Below are 14,294 nucleotides of genomic sequence, written 5' to 3' on the forward strand. Positions count from 1 at the left end.
ACGAGGCGCCATGAGCATCCTGGGGTACTCCGAGAGCCCGCGCCGCACCCGGAAGGAGCACCGCAAGGGTGCCCTTCTGGGAAACGTACTGACGACCACCGACCACAAGGTCATCGGTTACCTCTACCTCGGGACGTCGTTCGCGATGTTCCTCGTGGCGGGCCTGATGGCGATGCTGATGCGCGCCGAGCTGCTCGAACCGGGCATGCAGCTGGTCGGCCCGGAGGTCTACAACCAGCTCTTCACCGTGCACGGGACGGTCATGCTGCTGCTGTTCGCGACCCCGATGTTCGCCGGCTTCGCCAACGTCATCGTGCCGCTGCAGATCGGCGCCCCGGACGTGGCGTTCCCCCGCCTGAACGCCCTCAGCTACCACCTGTTCCTGTTCGGCGCGCTCATCGTCCTGTCCGGGTTCCTCACGTCCGGCGGCGCCGCCGCCTTCGGCTGGACCGGCTACACGCCCCTGTCCGACGACGCCCACTCCCCCGGCTTCGGGGCCGAGCTGTGGATCATGGGCCTGGTCCTCTCCGGAGTCGGCACGATCCTCACCTCCGTCAACCTCATCACCACGATCATCTGGATGCGCGCGCCCGGCATGACGATGTTCCGGATGCCGATCTTCACGTGGAACGTCCTGTTCACCGCGCTGATGGTGCTGATGGCCTTCCCGGTCCTGACCGCCGCCCTGCTCGCCCTGTTCGCCGACCGCGCCTACGGCGCGCACGTCTTCGACGCGGCCGTCGGCGGCGCGATCCTCTGGCAGCACCTGTTCTGGTTCTTCGGCCACCCCGAGGTCTACATCGTCGCGCTCCCGTTCTTCGGCATCGTCACCGAGATCCTCCCGGTGTTCAGCCGCAAACCGCTCTTCGGCTACCTCGGCATGATCGGCGCGACCGTCTCCATCACCGGCCTGTCGATGACCGTGTGGGCGCACCACATGTTCGCGACCGGCCAGGTCCTGCTGCCGTTCTTCTCCCTCATGTCGTTCCTCATCGCCGTCCCGACGGGCCTGAAGTTCTTCAACTGGATCGGCACGATGTGGCGCGGCCACCTCACCTTCGAGGCGCCGATGCTGTTCGCCGTCGGGTTCCTCGTCACCTTCCTGTTCGGCGGCCTCACCGGCGTCATCCTCGCCTCGCCCCCGATGGACTTCCACACCACCGACTCCTACTTCGTCGTCGCCCACCTCCACTACGTGCTGTTCGGGACGGTCGTCTTCGCGATGTTCGGCGGCTTCTACTTCTGGTGGCCGAAGATGACTGGCAAGAAGCTGGGCGAAGGCTGGGGGAAGGTCCATTTCTGGTCGCTGTTCCTCGGCTTCCAGACGACCTTCCTGGTCCAGCACCTGCTCGGCGCGCAGGGGATGCCGCGGCGCTACGCCGACTACGCGTCCGAGTTCACCGCCCTGAACCTCGTCTCCTCGATCGGCTCGTTCGTCCTCGGAGCCTCGACCCTCGCGTTCCTGTGGAACGTGTGGCGCACCCACCGGCACGGCGTCCGGGTCACGTCCGACGACCCGTGGGGGGCCGGCGGCTCCCTGGAATGGGCGACCTCGTGCCCGCCGCCCCGGCACAACTTCCGCGCGATCCCGCAGATCCGCAGCAACCGTCCGGCCTTCGACCTGCACCTCGCGCGGCGCGAGCGGGAGGGCCTGCCTCCCGCGGACCCGTCCTGAGACCGTCCCGAGGCCGCTCCCGGAGGCCGCCGCCGACCGCCTCGCGGGGACCGGTGGAAGGATCTTCCTCTCCATTCGATCACGGTGACGGGCCGCCGCCCGCGGCGAAGTAAGCTCGGGAAACATGGATCTCTCGACGGACGTGGCCGAGCTGACGCGCACCCTGGTGGACATCGAATCGGTGAGCGGCAACGAGAAGGCCGTCGTCGCGGAGATCGAGGCCGGGCTGCGGGCGCTGCCGTGGCTGGAGGTCGTGCGGGACGGGGACACCCTCGTCGCCCGCACGAACCTGGGGCGCGCGGAGCGGGTCGTGCTGGCCGGGCACACCGACACCGTGCCCGTGAACGGCAACCTGCCCTCCCGCCTGGAGGGGGACGTGCTGTGGGGGCTGGGCTCCTGTGACATGAAGGGCGGGCTGGCGGTCCTGCTGCACCTGGCCGCGGTCCTGCCCGAACCCACCCGCGACGTGACGTTCCTGGCGTACGAGTGCGAAGAGGTCTCCGCCGACCGCAACGGGCTGAAGCGGCTGGCCGAGACCCGTCCGGAACTGCTGGCCGCCGACTTCGCCGTGCTCATGGAGCCCACCGACGGCGAGGTCGAGGGCGGCTGCCAGGGCACCATCACGGTGGAGGTGACGGCGCGCGGCGCGCGGGCGCACACCGCGCGGTCCTGGATGGGGTCCAACGCCGTCCACGCGATGAAGCCGCTGCTGGACCTGCTGGACTCCTACGAGGCGCGCCGTCCCGTCGTGGACGGCATCGCCTACCACGAGGGGCTGAACGCCGTCTTCGCCCGCGGCGGCGTCGCCCGCAACGTGGTGCCGGACGAGTGCGTGATCACGGTGAACCACCGGTTCGCGCCCGACCTGGACCTGGCGGCCGCCGAGTCCCGGCTGCGGGAGCTGTTCGAGGGCGCCGGCTACGAGGTCGAGGTCGTCGACCGCAGCGAGTCGGCCCGCCCCGGGCTGCTGCACCCCGCCGCGCAGGACTTCGTCCGGGCCGTCACGGCCCTGGAGCCCGCCGAGGCGATCGAGGCCGGGCGGGTGCGGGCCAAGCTCGGCTGGACGGACGTGTCGCTGTTCTCGGCGCTGGGCGTCCCCGCCGTCAACTACGGCCCCGGCGACCCGACGCTCGCCCACCACAAGGACGAGCGCGTCTCCCTCGACTCGGTCCGGTCCTGCGAGCAGCGCCTGCGCGCCTGGCTGTCCTGAGTCGTGACGGGGAAAAGGTACGGTCTGGTCATGGGTTGGCGTGGCGTGGCCATTGTTGTCGCGGTGGTCCTTGTGGGAGGCCTCGGATTCGGCGGCTACCGCCTGTTCACCAAGGTCAACAAGGCGTTGATGGGCGAGGGCTGCACGGCCGCGGCCGAGTCGGGGAAGATCCTGCTCGAGGTGCCGCAGGCGGCGAACGCCGCGACGATCGCGGGGGTCGCCCACCGCAAGAAGCTCCCCCGCCGCGCGCTGGTGATCGCCTACGCGACGGCCGAGCAGGAGTCGCACATCGAGAACCTCTCCTACGGCGACCGCGACTCCGTCGGCATCTTCCAGCAGCGCCCGTCCCAGGGCTGGGGCACGCCCGAGCAGCTCCAGGACCCGGTCTACTCCGCCGCCCGCTTCTTCGACGCCCTGGTGAAGGTGGAGGGCTACACCGAGCGGGAGGTGCACGACGCCGCCCAGCTCGTCCAGCGCAGCTTCGACGGCAGCCTCTACGCCCAGCACGAGGGCATGGCCGAGATCCTCACCACCGGCTTCGCCGGGGAGTCCCCCGCCGCCGTCACCTGCTGGTACCTGCCGAAGGAGGGCGTGAAGCCCAGGCCCGCCGAGTCGGCCGAGGAGCTGCGCCGCACCTTCGGCAACCGGTTCGCCCAGGACCAGAAGGGCGTCGCCCTGCCCGAGAGCGCCTCGAAGAAGACCGGCTGGTCGGTGGCGACCTGGGCGATGACCCACGCCAAGACGTACGGCTTCACCTCGGTGCGCCACGCCGGTTACGCCTGGACCCCCGAGGAGGGCGAGGCCGGCTGGGTGAAGGACCCCTCCGCCCCCGCCGACCGCATCCTCATCGGCTGAGCCGGGAGATCCGGGCCCCCGCGCGGAGGCCGGCCGATCCTCGCTCCGCTGCGGACACGACAACAACCTGGAGGACGACCCCCAGACCCCCGCGCGGAGGCCGGCCGATCCTCGCTCCGCTGCGGTCGTCCGGCCTCAGAAGATCAGGACCGGCTTGATCGCGTCTCCTCGGCCCGCGGAGGCGAACGCTTCGTTGATCTCGGTGAAGGCGTAGGTGCGGACCAGGCGCTCGACCGGCAGGCGGCCCTGGCGGTGGTACTTGATCAGTTCGGGGATGAAGCGCTGCGGGATGCCGTCGCCTTCGATGGAGCCGCGGATGCCTCGGCCGGACATCAGCGCCATCTGGTCGAGTTCGACCGGGTTGCGCTGGCCCTTGAAGCCCAGGGTGACGCATTCGCCGGGGCTGGCCAGCGACTTCACGGCGGCCTTCACCACGTCGGGGTTTCCGACGCACTCCACCGAGTAGTCCATGTCGCCGCGCGGCGCGTCGGCCGGGTCGACGGCCTCGGTCGCGCCCAGCTCCAGGGCCAGGGCGCGGCGGACGGGGTTGGGGTCGATCGCGACGATCCGCTCGCAGCCGGCGATGCTCGCGGCCATGACGGCGCTGAGCCCCACCGCGCCGAGCGCGAAGACCGCCAGGGACGAGCCCTTCTCCGGCTTGAGCACGTTGAGGACGGCCCCCGCGCCGGTCTGCACGCCGCAGCCGAGCGGGGCCAGGAACTCGAAGGGCAGGTCCTTGGCGACCCGGATGACGTTGCGCTCGCTGGTGAGGGTGAACGTGGCGAAGGAGGACTGGCCGAAGAACCGTTCGCCGACGTAGTTCAGCTCCAGGAAGCGCGCGCAGTAGGCCATGCGCCCGCGCGAGCAGTTGGCGCACTCGCCGCACCAGGAGTAGCTGAGCACGACGTGGTCGCCGGGCTCGACCGCCCCGACGCCGTCGCCGACGGCCTCCACGACGCCCGCGCCCTCGTGGCCGAGGATCTGGCCGGGCACGATGGGCCGGGCGGCGGTCACGAGGTCGGTGTGGCAGACGCCGGTGGCGACCAGCCGGACCAGGACCTCGTCGGGTCCCGGCTCGGTGATCTCCCGCTGGCGCAGTTCGAAGGGCCCGCCGGGGGCGCTGAGGTCGGCGACGGTAACGGCGTAAGTCATGACTTACTTATAGCCGATGCGCTCTCCGCCGCCTTCGGGTAGGCGGGGTTGGACACGGCCAGTTTGGCGGCCGTGGCCTCCAGCAGCGCCGCGCGGACCTCCTCGTACCGGCCGTCCAGCTCCCCGGCGCGGATCGCGCGGGCCAGCTCCGCGTCGGAGCCGAAACCCAGCCCGGCCAGGCGCTCGGTGTGCTCCTCGGCGTGCGCGGGCCCGTCGGCCAGCTCCCGCTCGACCATGGCCAGCAGGTTGGCCGCGACCAGCGCGTGGAACCGCTGCCGCCCCGAGGAGGAGGGCAGGACGTCCCGTTCCAGGAACTCCCTGACGGACTCCACCAACTGGCCTGCGGTGGGCACATCGTGCGGTCCGGGCATGGCGCGCTCTCCCTTCACGAGACAGAATGCGATTCTAGTCACAGGAGGGTGGAACCATGAGCTTTGAGGTACCGGCGTCGGTGAGGCCGCTGCGCGACGCGGTCTACGCGTTCATGACCGAGCGGGTCGAGCCGAACGAGGACGCGCTCCACCGGGGGGACGAGGACCTGCTGCGCTCCCTGCAGCGGGAGGCCAAGGCCGAGGGGCTGTGGGCGCTCGGCCATCCGGAGGAGCTCGGCGGGGGCGGCCTGCCGTTCCTGGACTACGTCTACGTCAACGAGATCCAGGGCCGCAGCGAGTACGGCCAGATCGTCCTGGGCACGTACACGCTCCAGGACTCCCTGATGCTGCACAAGTACGCCGCCGCGTCGCAGCGGGAGCGCTTCCTCCTGCCGCTGGTCCAGGGGGACATCTCGCCCAGCTTCGCCATGACCGAGCCGGGCATCTCCAGCTCCGACCCGACGCAGCTGCAGACGACGGCCACGCTGGAGAACGGCGAGTGGGTCATCCGGGGCCGCAAGTGGTTCACCACCGGCGCCGCGCGGGCCGCGTACACCACGGTCATGTGCCGCACCGAGGAGAACGCGAGCCCGTACCTGTCGTTCAGCATGATCCTCGTGCCGACCGACACGCCCGGCTACACGATCGTCCGGGACACCCCGGTCCTCGGCCTCCACGACGGCCACTACGAGGTGCTCTACGACGAGGTCCGGGTGCCGGAGGAGAACCTGCTCGGACCGCGCGGCCACGGCTTCGTCATCGCCCAGGAACGGCTCGGCCCCGGCCGGATCTTCCACTGCATGCGCTGGCTCGGCCAGGCCCAGCGCGCCTTCGACCTGATGTGCGACCGGCTGCACCAGCGGGAGGCCTTCGGCGGGCCGCTCGCCGACAAGCAGCTGCTCCAGCAGCACGTCTTCGACTCCTACACCGAGATCCAGGCCGCGCGGCTGCTCACCCTGCACGCCGCCCACAAGATCGACTCCGGGGACCAGGCCCGGGTGGAGATCGCCGCGATCAAGGTGGCGGGCGCCCGGATGCTGCACAACGTCATCGACCGCGCCATCCAGGTGCACGGCGCGGAGGGCCTGACCGAGGACACCCCGCTGGATCGCATGTACCGGCACGCCCGGGCCGGCCGCGTCTACGACGGCCCGGACGAGGTGCACATCAGCCGGACCGGCCAGCGCATCCTGAAGGAGTACGCCAAGGGCGGCCGCTGGACGTTCTGAGGCCCCTGCCGCGACGGCGGGGCCGCCGATCCGGTGGCCCCGCCGTCGTGTCTCAGGCGAGGGCCTGGAGCAGGTCCCACTCGTTCTCCGCGACCCTGCGGCCGAGCGCGGCGAGCTCCACCGAGCGCTCGCCGCCGGTCAGGTGGCGGTGGGTCTGCATGGCGCAGATGACGCCCCAGCGGAAGGTGCCGAACAGCTCCCACCAGCGCACCGCGTCCCGGTCGACGGCGGTGCCGGAGGCCTCCTCGTAGGCGCCGACGAGCTGCTCGTACTCCCCGAACCCTCCGACGGGCCGGGGCGCGCCGAACCGCCAAGCCTTGGCGCACAGCCAGCCGAGGTCCTCCAGCGGGTCGCCCAGGTGGGACAGCTCCCAGTCCAGGACGGCCCGCACCCCGTCCGGACCGATCATCAGGTTGCCGTTGCGGAAGTCTCCGTGCACCACGACCCGGCGGGTTTCGTCCGGGCGGTTCAGCGACAGCCTCCGCAGCGCCAGCTCCAGCGCGGGGTAGGGGGTGCCGAGCCCGTCCAGGATCTGCGCCCAGGCCTCCAGCTGGTCCTCGCCGGGCAGGTCCGGCACCGCCTTCGGCGGGATGCGGTGGATCGCCGCGAGGATCCGCCCGCACTCGGCGGCCAGCCCCTCCCTGACCTCGGCCAGCTCGGGGGCGCGCAGGATGCGGCGCGGGATCGTCTCGCCCTCGATGAAGGTCATCACGATGTACTCGAGGGCCTCGAGGGCCTCGTCGGCCCCGGCACCGTCTCCCACCGCAACGACCTCCGGGACCGGGGCGCCGACCTCGCGGGCGGCCCGCATCAGCGCCGCCTCGCGGGCGAGGGGGCTGCTGGCCTCGCTCGCCCCCGGCGTCGCCCGACGCAGGACCAGCCGGTGCCGCTCCCCCGCCGCGGTGACCGCCTCGAACACGTTGGTCAGCCGGGACGCCCCGCCGCCGTCGCGGTGCAGTCCCTCGATCCGGACCCCGGGCCCGTAGGCCTCGGCCAGGCCCGCCAAGACGGGCCGAATCTCATTCGGTAGCTCCTCCACGGCCGCCATGCTAGGTGCGCGGCTCGCTGGAAAGAAGGGGCCTCAGACGTCCACCGGGCGGCGCACGGCGCGCACGACCGCTCTGGCCATCGCCGCCGCGCCGCCGGCGTTGGGGTGCAGCGGCGCGGCGCGCCTGGTCGGGAAGAAGGGCTCGACCCAGCGTTTCCGCTCGTCGCGCTGGCACATGTCGTGGCCGGGCTCGGACATGTCCACGAACACCGCGCCGTTGGCCCGGGCCTGGCGGGCGAGCATCGCGTTCAGCCTGCGGTGCACGTTCCGCATCATCCCGACGTCGCCGCGGGCCAGCGGAACGCGCGGGTAGCAGCCTCCGCCGGTCGGCGGGACGAGCCTCGGGTAGCCCAGCACGTAGACCTCGGCCAGCGGGGAGCGCTCGTGGATCCGGCGCAGCGCCGCCCCGAACCTCGGGCCCGTCCGGGCGAAGGCGCGTGCGAAGGGGTCGGCTCCGCCGCGCCGCAGCTTCTTGCGGCACGGCGCGCCCTTGGAGTCGATGAGGCTGAGCAGGGCGCAGGTCTTCCACCTGTTGAAGCCGATGTCGTTGCCGCCCATGGTGAGGGTGACCAGCGTGGTGTTCGCGCGCAGCGCGCTGAACTGGGGCGGGTTCACTCCCTGCCGGGCGGTCAGGTGGCGCAGGGCGGCGCCCGAGCAGCTCATGTCGGTGAAGCTCCTGACCCGAAGCCTGCGGGCGATCCGCCCCGGGTAGTTCCGTTCCGAGCGGCGGCAGGAGACGGGCGACCCCGGACGGGCCCGCGAGATGTGGGGGGCCGAGGTGTAGGAGTCTCCGAGCGCCACGTAGCGCAGGGGCGCGTCCGCCTTCGCCGCGGCCGGAACCTGCGGTCCGAGCAGCGGCAGGCAGGCCGCGGCGGTGGCGCATGCCATGCTCTTGAGCGGGAAACTGTCGCGCATGGTAGCCATTCGAACACTTGGATCCGGTGATCCGGGGCACGATACGGCGTGCGGACCGGAGACTGCGCCGAGCGGTCGATCGGGCAGAATCACTGGAAGGAAGATCGCCGGACCCGTGGGGCCGGTGAGGTACCGGAGACGAGGAGACGGAAATGCGGATCGGCATCTCGATGACCGAGGGCGGCGGACCTGACGCCCTGGAGCGCCTCACCGACGACGTACGGCGGGCCGCCGACGACGGGTTCGCCTCCGCCTGGCTCTCCCACATCTTCGGCCTCGACGCGCTGACCTCTCTGGCGATCGCCGGCAGCCGGGTGCCGGGCATCGAACTGGGCACCTCCGTCGTGCCGACCTATCCCCGCCACCCGGCGGCGCTGGCGCAGCAGGCCAGGACCACGGCGCTGGCGCTGGGCGGGCAGCGCCTCACCCTCGGCGTCGGCCTTTCCCACAAAATAGTCATCGAGGACATGTTCGGCTACGACTTCAGCCGTCCCGTCCGCCACATCAAGGAGTACCTGTCGGTGCTCTCGCCGCTGCTGGACGGGCAGGCCGCCGCGTTCTCCGGCGAGACGGTCAAGGGTCAGATCTCCCTGTCCGTCCCGAACGAGGGCCGCGTCCCCCTCGTCATCGCCGCCCTGGGCCCGAAGATGCTGAAGGTCGCCGCCGAGCAGTCCGACGGCACGATCCTGTGGATGACCGGCCCCAAGACCGTCCGCGAGCACATCGTCCCGACCATCAGGGCCGCCGCCGAGGCCGCGGGCCGCCCCGACCCCCGCGTCGTGTGCATCCTCCCCGTGGGCGTCACCGACGACGTCGAGGCCGCCCGCGCCCGAGCCGACGAGGTCTTCGCGGTGTACGGCCACCTCCCGTCCTACCGCGCCATGATGGACCGCGAGGGCGTGGCCGGCCCCTCCGGCCTCTCCGTCATCGGCGACGAGGACACCGTCACCGCCGCGATCGAGGACCTGAAGGACGCGGGAGTCACCGACTTCGTCGCCGGCAGTTTCCTCTCCGGCAAGGACAAGGAGCGCACCCGCGCCCTCCTCAAGTCCCTCCTCTGAGTCCCGCTTCGCCGCGGCCGGCCGATCCGCAGAACCGAACACGCCCCTCCCGCGTCTACCGGTAGGGAGTCCGCTGGAGGGTGGCATGACGCATTCGGTAGTCGTGGTGGATCCGCAGCTTCCCCTGGAGGAGCAGCGGATCCTGAAGAGCGCGCCCGACGCGCTGTACGGCCCCGTCGAGACGGTTCCCGAGCCGCGTCTCGGCGGGCGGACGGGACGCGACGCGCTCTTCGCGCTCTGGCAGGCGCCGGCCTGGACGTTCCTGCCCGGCCTCATGGGCACCTTCCACGGGTCCCGGGTCAGGGCGGCCGGACTGGCCGCCCAGGCGGCGCTGGCCGGGGCGTTGTTCTGGCAGCCTCAGCCCGTCTTCACCGCGCTCGTGCTCGCCGTCCTGCCGTCGGCCTTCCTGGTGCTCCTCGCGCTCTGCGGCGAGGACGCCGCCGGCAGGCTCGCCCGCCGCCGCCACGGGCACTACGTGCAGTACGGCGACCTCGCCCAGAAGTACCGCTCGCTGCTCTACCGGACGGCGCAGTCCGTCGAGACCGTCCTGGAGTCGGAGGTCAACGCCCAGGGGCTGCTCGACGACGTGCGCAACACCGTCACGCTGCCCGCGCAGCAGTGGGAGATCGCCCGGACGCTGATGGAGCTCGACCGGCTCACCGACGAGCACGAGGGAGCCCGGGCCGACGATCCCCGCGTGGCCGAGCTGCTGGCCCCGCAGAAGGAGGTCCTGCGCCTGGCCACCGCCTCGGTGACCGAGCGGATCGCGGCGCTGGAGGGGTACGCCGCGCGGACGCGGGCCGCCGACGAGGCGCTGGAGCAGTGGAGGACGGTCCAGCGGCTCGCCGCCAACGGCGACGCCTACCAGGAGCTGCTGGCCCGCACCGTGCGCGACGAGCTGGCCCGCGCCGAGATCGACGGCCTGACCGAGCAGGCCCGGATCGTCGAGGAGGCGCTGCACGCCAGCGTCGCCAAGGCCCGCCGCGCCGGGCTGTCCCTGGTCCCCGACCTGAAGGCGAGCTGACCGATGGCCGAGCGTGCTCCCGTGCCCCGCGACTCCCGGGCGGGCTTCTCCCGGGGCGGCCACCGGCTGTTCTCTCCGGTGCCCGGCTGGGTCAACGCGATAGGCGCCCTCCTGCTGGCGCTGGCGGCCTTCGTGGTGCTCCTGGCGGCGGTTCCGGGCGGGTCCTGAGCTTCGGTCACCAGAATCCGAGGGTGAGCCGCGGCACCATCAGCGACATGCCCGTCGTGTACCACCAGAGTGCGGCGAGCGCCACCGTCCCGGCCGCGCCGAGGAAGACCCGCCACGGCGGCAGCGTCCTCCAGGGCGGGACCCACCGGGCGCGCGGGTCGAACACCTTCAGCGAGGCGGGCCCTCCGAGGAAGCCCAGCGCGAGCATGCCGGGGCCGGCGAACGGCGCCACCGCCAGCATCCCCGCCGACCACACCACGCCGATCCCCAGCATGCCCACCGAGACGACTCCCGCCGCCACCATGCCCACCGCGAGGAATCCCCGGGCGAGCTGCCCGAAGGCGACGACCCCGGTGGCGATCTGGCCGATGGCGATCACCCCGTTCGCCACCTGCCCGATGGCGATGATCCCGGTGGCCTCCTGGCCGACCGCGACGAAGGCGACGTCCGACCCGTCCGCCGTGAAGATCCGCATAGCGGGAGCATAGATCCGGAGCTCCTCGCACATCACCCGTTTCCCACCGACCCCGCCGAAACGGGCGAGGCGGTCCACCGGTTCTCGCTGGCCGCTTCTTGTCATGGCGCGGGCGGCCGTTCGCCCGTACCATCCGGGAAACTCTGATATCGAGACTTCCGGGTGGGTCATGACCCGTGCGTTCACGGCGATTCTGGCGATGACGGCGTTGTTCCTGCTTCCCGTGCCCGCCGCGGCGAAGGCCGCGGGAGGGTTCCCCGAAGGGTTCATGTGGGGGGTGGGGGTGTCCGGGTTCCAGCATGAGGGGCACTACCCGGACAGCAACTGGAAGCGGTTCCTGGCCGCGCGCAAGGAGAAGGACCCGTACCAGAACAGCGTGGACTTCCGGCACCGCTACCCGGAGGACCTCCAGCGCGCGGCCTCTCTGGGGGTCGGGGTCTTCCGCACGTCCGTCGAGTGGGCGCGGGTCGAGCCCGAGCGCGGGAAGACCGACTGGAAAGAGGTCCGGTACTACGACGACCTCGTCTCGCGGATGGTCTCCCACGGGATGCGGCCGATGCTGAGCCTCAGCCATTTCGTGCATCCGGGCTGGGTGCACGACCAGGGGGCGTGGAAGAACGAGCGGACGATCGAGGACTGGCTGGACTTCGCGGAGTTCGTCGTCAAGCGCTACGCGAAGTACGACGTGCTGTGGGTGACGTTCAACGAGGCGAGCTACTACATCCTGGACGAGGTCCGGAACAAGGCGCTCAAGCTCTCCGAGGTGCCCACGATGAGCGCCAATCTCGTCAAGGCGCACCGCAGGGCCTACGACCTGATCCACCGGCTCGACGACGACGCCATGGTCACCGCGAACGTCGCCTACAGCACCGTCCTCAACCCGCTGTTCGACCGGGCGCTGTTCACCGAGGTCCCCGACAAGCTCGACTACATCGGGCTCGACTACTACCTCAGCATGAGCGCCGCGAACCTGACGGTGCTCCGGGTCTTCAGCGGCGAGTACTGGACGATCGAGCCCGAGCCCGACGGCCTGTACCACGTGCTGCACGACTACCACCGGAGGCTCCCGCACCTGCCGATCTACATCATCGAGAACGGCGCGGGCACCGACGACGGCAAGCCGCAGGCGGACGGCTACCAGCGTTCTCACTCCATCAGCGACCACGTCTACTGGATCCATCGCGCCATCCGGGACGGCATCGACGTGATCGGCTACAACTACTGGTCGCTCCTGGACGCCTACGAGTGGGGCGCCTACCGTCCCCGTTTCGGCCTCTACACGGTGGACGTGAAGACCGATCCGTCCCTGACGCGCCGTCCGACGGAGGCCGTGGCGACCTACCGCGGCATCATCCGCCGCAACGGCCTGCCGAAGGGATACGTCCCCGTCAAGGAACCTGCCCGCTGCTCGCTGCCCGCACTGCTGACCACCTGCCGTTCCCTCCCGGAAACCCCGCCTTATCCCGAATAAGAGGTCTCTCCCCACAGACCCCTAGAAAGTGCTTGCTTACTGCTTTAGGCTGCCGGACCATGAGCACACCGTCGATCTCCGTGCCCGGGCGGGTCGCCCAGCCCGAGGTCGCGCTGGCCCGGTACGGCGAGCGCGCGCAGGTCTTCCTCGACGCCCTGGCCTGGGGGGACCCGACCGCCGACGCGGTCGTCGCCGAACTGGTGGCGATGGGGCGCGGCAAGGGCATGAAGATGATCCGCAAGGGCCTGGCCGAGGGGATCGGGAGCCTGGAGGAGGCGCCCGAGTCGATCGTGCGGCTCTTCGAGGAGATCGACCACCGGCCCGAGTGGCTGCGGCAGGATCTGCTGGACGAGGCGGCCCGCGCCTACTGCAGGCACCCCGTCACGATCGGGCTGGCGCTCGGACCGGCCTCCCTGGTGGGCAGCTACGTCAACGGCGCGGCGGTCGAGCCGCTCGCGCTCACCCGCAGGTTCACCGACCAGGGCCAGGTGCGCACCTTCGAGACCGCCTCCTGGCTGTGGGCCACCACCCGTCCGGGCGGGCTGGAGCGCTTCGCGCCCGGGGTCGCCGCCACCGTGCGGGTGCGGCTGATCCACGCTTTCGTCAGGTACCACATCCTCGACGGCATGCCCTGGGACTCCGGGCGGCTCGGCCACCCGATCAACCAGGCCGACTCGGCCTACACCCTGATCGAGTTCAGCCTCATCCCGCTGCGGGTCATGAGGCAGTTCGGCATCCGCCACACCCGCCGGGAGCGGGAGGCGATCTACCACCTGTTCCGGTACGTCGGATATCTCATGGGCATCGACGAGCGGGTCCTGCCCCGGACCGAGGAGGAGTTCGTCGAGCTGGAGCGGATCTACCACCTGACCGGCTCGGAGCCCAGCGACTACAGCCGCGAGCTCGTCGCCGAACTGCTCGACACGATCATGCCCGACAGCCTGGCCGACCAGAGCGGGAAGCTGGCCCCCGTGGTGCGCAGGCTGGCCCGTCCGATGAACCACGGGCTCTCCCGCGCGTTCACCGGCGACCGCACCGCCGACCTGCTGAACGTCGAGCGCAACGCCTGGCGCCACCTCCCGGCCGTGCTCACCCCGCCGGTCTTCCTTTTCAACGAGCTCCAGCGGCTCATCCCCGGCGAGCTGGACCGCAAGCTGCGCCGCAGCCTGAAGTTCGTCGACGACGCCACCAAGGCCACCGCCGAGCGCCTGGGCATCGGCCACGACCTGGTCGACACGTCGGCAGCCTCCGGAGCGGACGCCTCCCACCCGGCCGCGGTCGCCGACGCCTGAGCCCGCAGGACGGGTCAGGCGAGGCAGGACGGGTCAGGCGAGGATGAGGAAGAGCCTTTCGAGCTCCTCCTCGGTCATCGGAGGCGCCTTGTCGTCGTCGGCGGCGGCGGCCATGCACTGGCGCATGCCACCGGCGACGATCTTGAAGCCGGCGCGGTCGAGCGCGCGCGAGACGGCGGCGAGCTGGGTGACGACGTCCTTGCAGTCGCGACCCGCCTCGATCATGGCGATGACGCCCGCCAGCTGGCCCTGGGCCCGGCGGAGCCGGTTCAGCACCGGACCGGCGACCTCCTCCTCGACCTTCATGTGGACCTCCCGTGCACGATCGGGCCTCGCTTCATGGCACCC

General features: G+C 71.2%; 15 protein-coding genes. 9 read left to right on the plus strand and 6 right to left on the minus strand.

All coding sequences use genetic code 11. From position 1 onward, the window contains the following. The first annotated feature begins 10 nt into the window (after positions 1-10). From ctaD to ABD327_RS08155, 3 genes are all read left to right on the plus strand, one after another. Positions 11-1,675 (plus strand): aa3-type cytochrome oxidase subunit I, encoded by a 1,665-nt coding sequence (gene ctaD / locus ABD327_RS08145; protein WP_344449601.1) that lies wholly within the window; start codon positions 11-13, stop codon positions 1,673-1,675. Positions 1,676-1,799: 124 nt separating this feature from the next. Then, the gene (gene dapE / locus ABD327_RS08150; RefSeq protein WP_344449602.1) at positions 1,800-2,885 is read left to right on the plus strand and encodes a succinyl-diaminopimelate desuccinylase; all 1,086 of its coding nucleotides are present in this window, start codon (positions 1,800-1,802) and stop codon (positions 2,883-2,885) included. A 63-nt stretch (positions 2,886-2,948) separates the two neighbouring features. Beyond that, positions 2,949-3,740 (plus strand): hypothetical protein, encoded by a 792-nt coding sequence (locus ABD327_RS08155; protein ID WP_344449603.1) that lies wholly within the window; start codon positions 2,949-2,951, stop codon positions 3,738-3,740. A gap of 135 nt (positions 3,741-3,875) precedes the next feature. Here the strand turns inward: ABD327_RS08155 and ABD327_RS08160 are convergent, their stop codons facing one another. Together ABD327_RS08160 and ABD327_RS08165 are read right to left on the minus strand one after the other, a co-directional pair. Further along, positions 3,876-4,892: an NAD(P)-dependent alcohol dehydrogenase gene (locus ABD327_RS08160; RefSeq protein ID WP_344449604.1), complete on the minus strand. Its 1,017-nt coding sequence runs from the start codon at positions 4,890-4,892 to the stop codon at positions 3,876-3,878. Beyond that, positions 4,889-5,263: a DUF6285 domain-containing protein gene (locus ABD327_RS08165; protein WP_344449605.1), complete on the minus strand. Its 375-nt coding sequence runs from the start codon at positions 5,261-5,263 to the stop codon at positions 4,889-4,891. The genes ABD327_RS08160 and ABD327_RS08165 overlap by 4 nt, the downstream gene beginning before the upstream one ends. A gap of 56 nt (positions 5,264-5,319) precedes the next feature. On the opposite strand from ABD327_RS08165, the gene ABD327_RS08170 reads away from it, so the two are divergent. Next, complete coding sequence (locus ABD327_RS08170) at positions 5,320-6,492, plus strand: acyl-CoA dehydrogenase family protein (RefSeq protein ID WP_344449606.1); 1,173 nt, start codon at positions 5,320-5,322, stop codon at positions 6,490-6,492. Positions 6,493-6,544: 52 nt separating this feature from the next. On the opposite strand, the gene ABD327_RS08175 is transcribed toward ABD327_RS08170, so the two are convergent. Both ABD327_RS08175 and ABD327_RS08180 read right to left on the minus strand, forming a co-directional pair. Next, complete coding sequence (locus tag ABD327_RS08175) at positions 6,545-7,531, minus strand: phosphotransferase family protein (RefSeq protein WP_344449607.1); 987 nt, start codon at positions 7,529-7,531, stop codon at positions 6,545-6,547. 42 nt (positions 7,532-7,573) lie between these two features. Beyond that, a complete protein-coding gene (locus ABD327_RS08180) occupies positions 7,574-8,455 on the minus strand; it encodes an SGNH/GDSL hydrolase family protein (protein ID WP_344449608.1) in 882 nt (293 codons plus the stop codon). 152 nt (positions 8,456-8,607) lie between these two features. On the opposite strand from ABD327_RS08180, the gene ABD327_RS08185 reads away from it, so the two are divergent. The 3 genes from ABD327_RS08185 (at position 8,608) to ABD327_RS08195 (ending at position 10,708) form a co-directional block, all read left to right on the plus strand. Next, complete coding sequence (locus ABD327_RS08185) at positions 8,608-9,516, plus strand: LLM class F420-dependent oxidoreductase (protein ID WP_344449609.1); 909 nt, start codon at positions 8,608-8,610, stop codon at positions 9,514-9,516. Between the two features lie 85 nt (positions 9,517-9,601). Continuing rightward, entirely contained in the window at positions 9,602-10,540 is a 939-nt protein-coding gene (locus ABD327_RS08190) for a hypothetical protein (RefSeq protein ID WP_344449610.1), read from the plus strand. A gap of 3 nt (positions 10,541-10,543) precedes the next feature. Further along, the gene (locus tag ABD327_RS08195) at positions 10,544-10,708 is read left to right on the plus strand and encodes a hypothetical protein (protein WP_344449611.1); all 165 of its coding nucleotides are present in this window, start codon (positions 10,544-10,546) and stop codon (positions 10,706-10,708) included. A gap of 7 nt (positions 10,709-10,715) precedes the next feature. Here the strand turns inward: ABD327_RS08195 and ABD327_RS08200 are convergent, their stop codons facing one another. After that, entirely contained in the window at positions 10,716-11,183 is a 468-nt protein-coding gene (locus tag ABD327_RS08200; protein WP_344449612.1) for a hypothetical protein, read from the minus strand. A gap of 169 nt (positions 11,184-11,352) precedes the next feature. On the opposite strand from ABD327_RS08200, the gene ABD327_RS08205 reads away from it, so the two are divergent. Together ABD327_RS08205 and ABD327_RS08210 are read left to right on the plus strand one after the other, a co-directional pair. Further along, on the plus strand, positions 11,353-12,654 hold the full coding sequence (locus ABD327_RS08205) for a glycoside hydrolase family 1 protein (protein WP_344449613.1): 1,302 nt from the start codon (positions 11,353-11,355) through the stop codon (positions 12,652-12,654). Between the two features lie 59 nt (positions 12,655-12,713). Then, positions 12,714-13,946 carry an oxygenase MpaB family protein gene (locus tag ABD327_RS08210; RefSeq protein WP_344449614.1) on the plus strand — a complete coding sequence of 411 codons (1,233 nt, stop codon included), beginning with the start codon at positions 12,714-12,716 and terminating at the stop codon, positions 13,944-13,946. Between the two features lie 33 nt (positions 13,947-13,979). Here ABD327_RS08210 and ABD327_RS08215 read toward each other — a convergent pair whose 3' ends face one another. Beyond that, positions 13,980-14,252: a metal-sensitive transcriptional regulator gene (locus tag ABD327_RS08215; protein ID WP_344449615.1), complete on the minus strand. Its 273-nt coding sequence runs from the start codon at positions 14,250-14,252 to the stop codon at positions 13,980-13,982. Positions 14,253-14,294: the final 42 nt, after the last annotated feature.

This window comes from Actinocorallia aurantiaca (genome assembly GCF_039533685.1).
Classification (GTDB): domain Bacteria; phylum Actinomycetota; class Actinomycetes; order Streptosporangiales; family Streptosporangiaceae; genus Actinocorallia; species Actinocorallia aurantiaca.

Coding starts and splice junctions, on each gene's coding strand:
- ctaD (WP_344449601.1), top strand. CDS start 11: ATGAGCATCCTGGGGTACTCCGAGAGCCCGCGCCGCACCCGGAAGGAG.
- dapE (WP_344449602.1), top strand. CDS start 1,800: ATGGATCTCTCGACGGACGTGGCCGAGCTGACGCGCACCCTGGTGGAC.
- ABD327_RS08160 (WP_344449604.1), bottom strand. CDS start 4,892: ATGACTTACGCCGTTACCGTCGCCGACCTCAGCGCCCCCGGCGGGCCC.
- ABD327_RS08165 (WP_344449605.1), bottom strand. CDS start 5,263: ATGCCCGGACCGCACGATGTGCCCACCGCAGGCCAGTTGGTGGAGTCC.
- ABD327_RS08170 (WP_344449606.1), top strand. CDS start 5,320: ATGAGCTTTGAGGTACCGGCGTCGGTGAGGCCGCTGCGCGACGCGGTC.
- ABD327_RS08180 (WP_344449608.1), bottom strand. CDS start 8,455: ATGCGCGACAGTTTCCCGCTCAAGAGCATGGCATGCGCCACCGCCGCG.
- ABD327_RS08185 (WP_344449609.1), top strand. CDS start 8,608: ATGCGGATCGGCATCTCGATGACCGAGGGCGGCGGACCTGACGCCCTG.
- ABD327_RS08190 (WP_344449610.1), top strand. CDS start 9,602: ATGACGCATTCGGTAGTCGTGGTGGATCCGCAGCTTCCCCTGGAGGAG.
- ABD327_RS08195 (WP_344449611.1), top strand. CDS start 10,544: ATGGCCGAGCGTGCTCCCGTGCCCCGCGACTCCCGGGCGGGCTTCTCC.
- ABD327_RS08200 (WP_344449612.1), bottom strand. CDS start 11,183: ATGCGGATCTTCACGGCGGACGGGTCGGACGTCGCCTTCGTCGCGGTC.
- ABD327_RS08205 (WP_344449613.1), top strand. CDS start 11,353: ATGACCCGTGCGTTCACGGCGATTCTGGCGATGACGGCGTTGTTCCTG.
- ABD327_RS08210 (WP_344449614.1), top strand. CDS start 12,714: ATGAGCACACCGTCGATCTCCGTGCCCGGGCGGGTCGCCCAGCCCGAG.
- ABD327_RS08215 (WP_344449615.1), bottom strand. CDS start 14,252: ATGAAGGTCGAGGAGGAGGTCGCCGGTCCGGTGCTGAACCGGCTCCGC.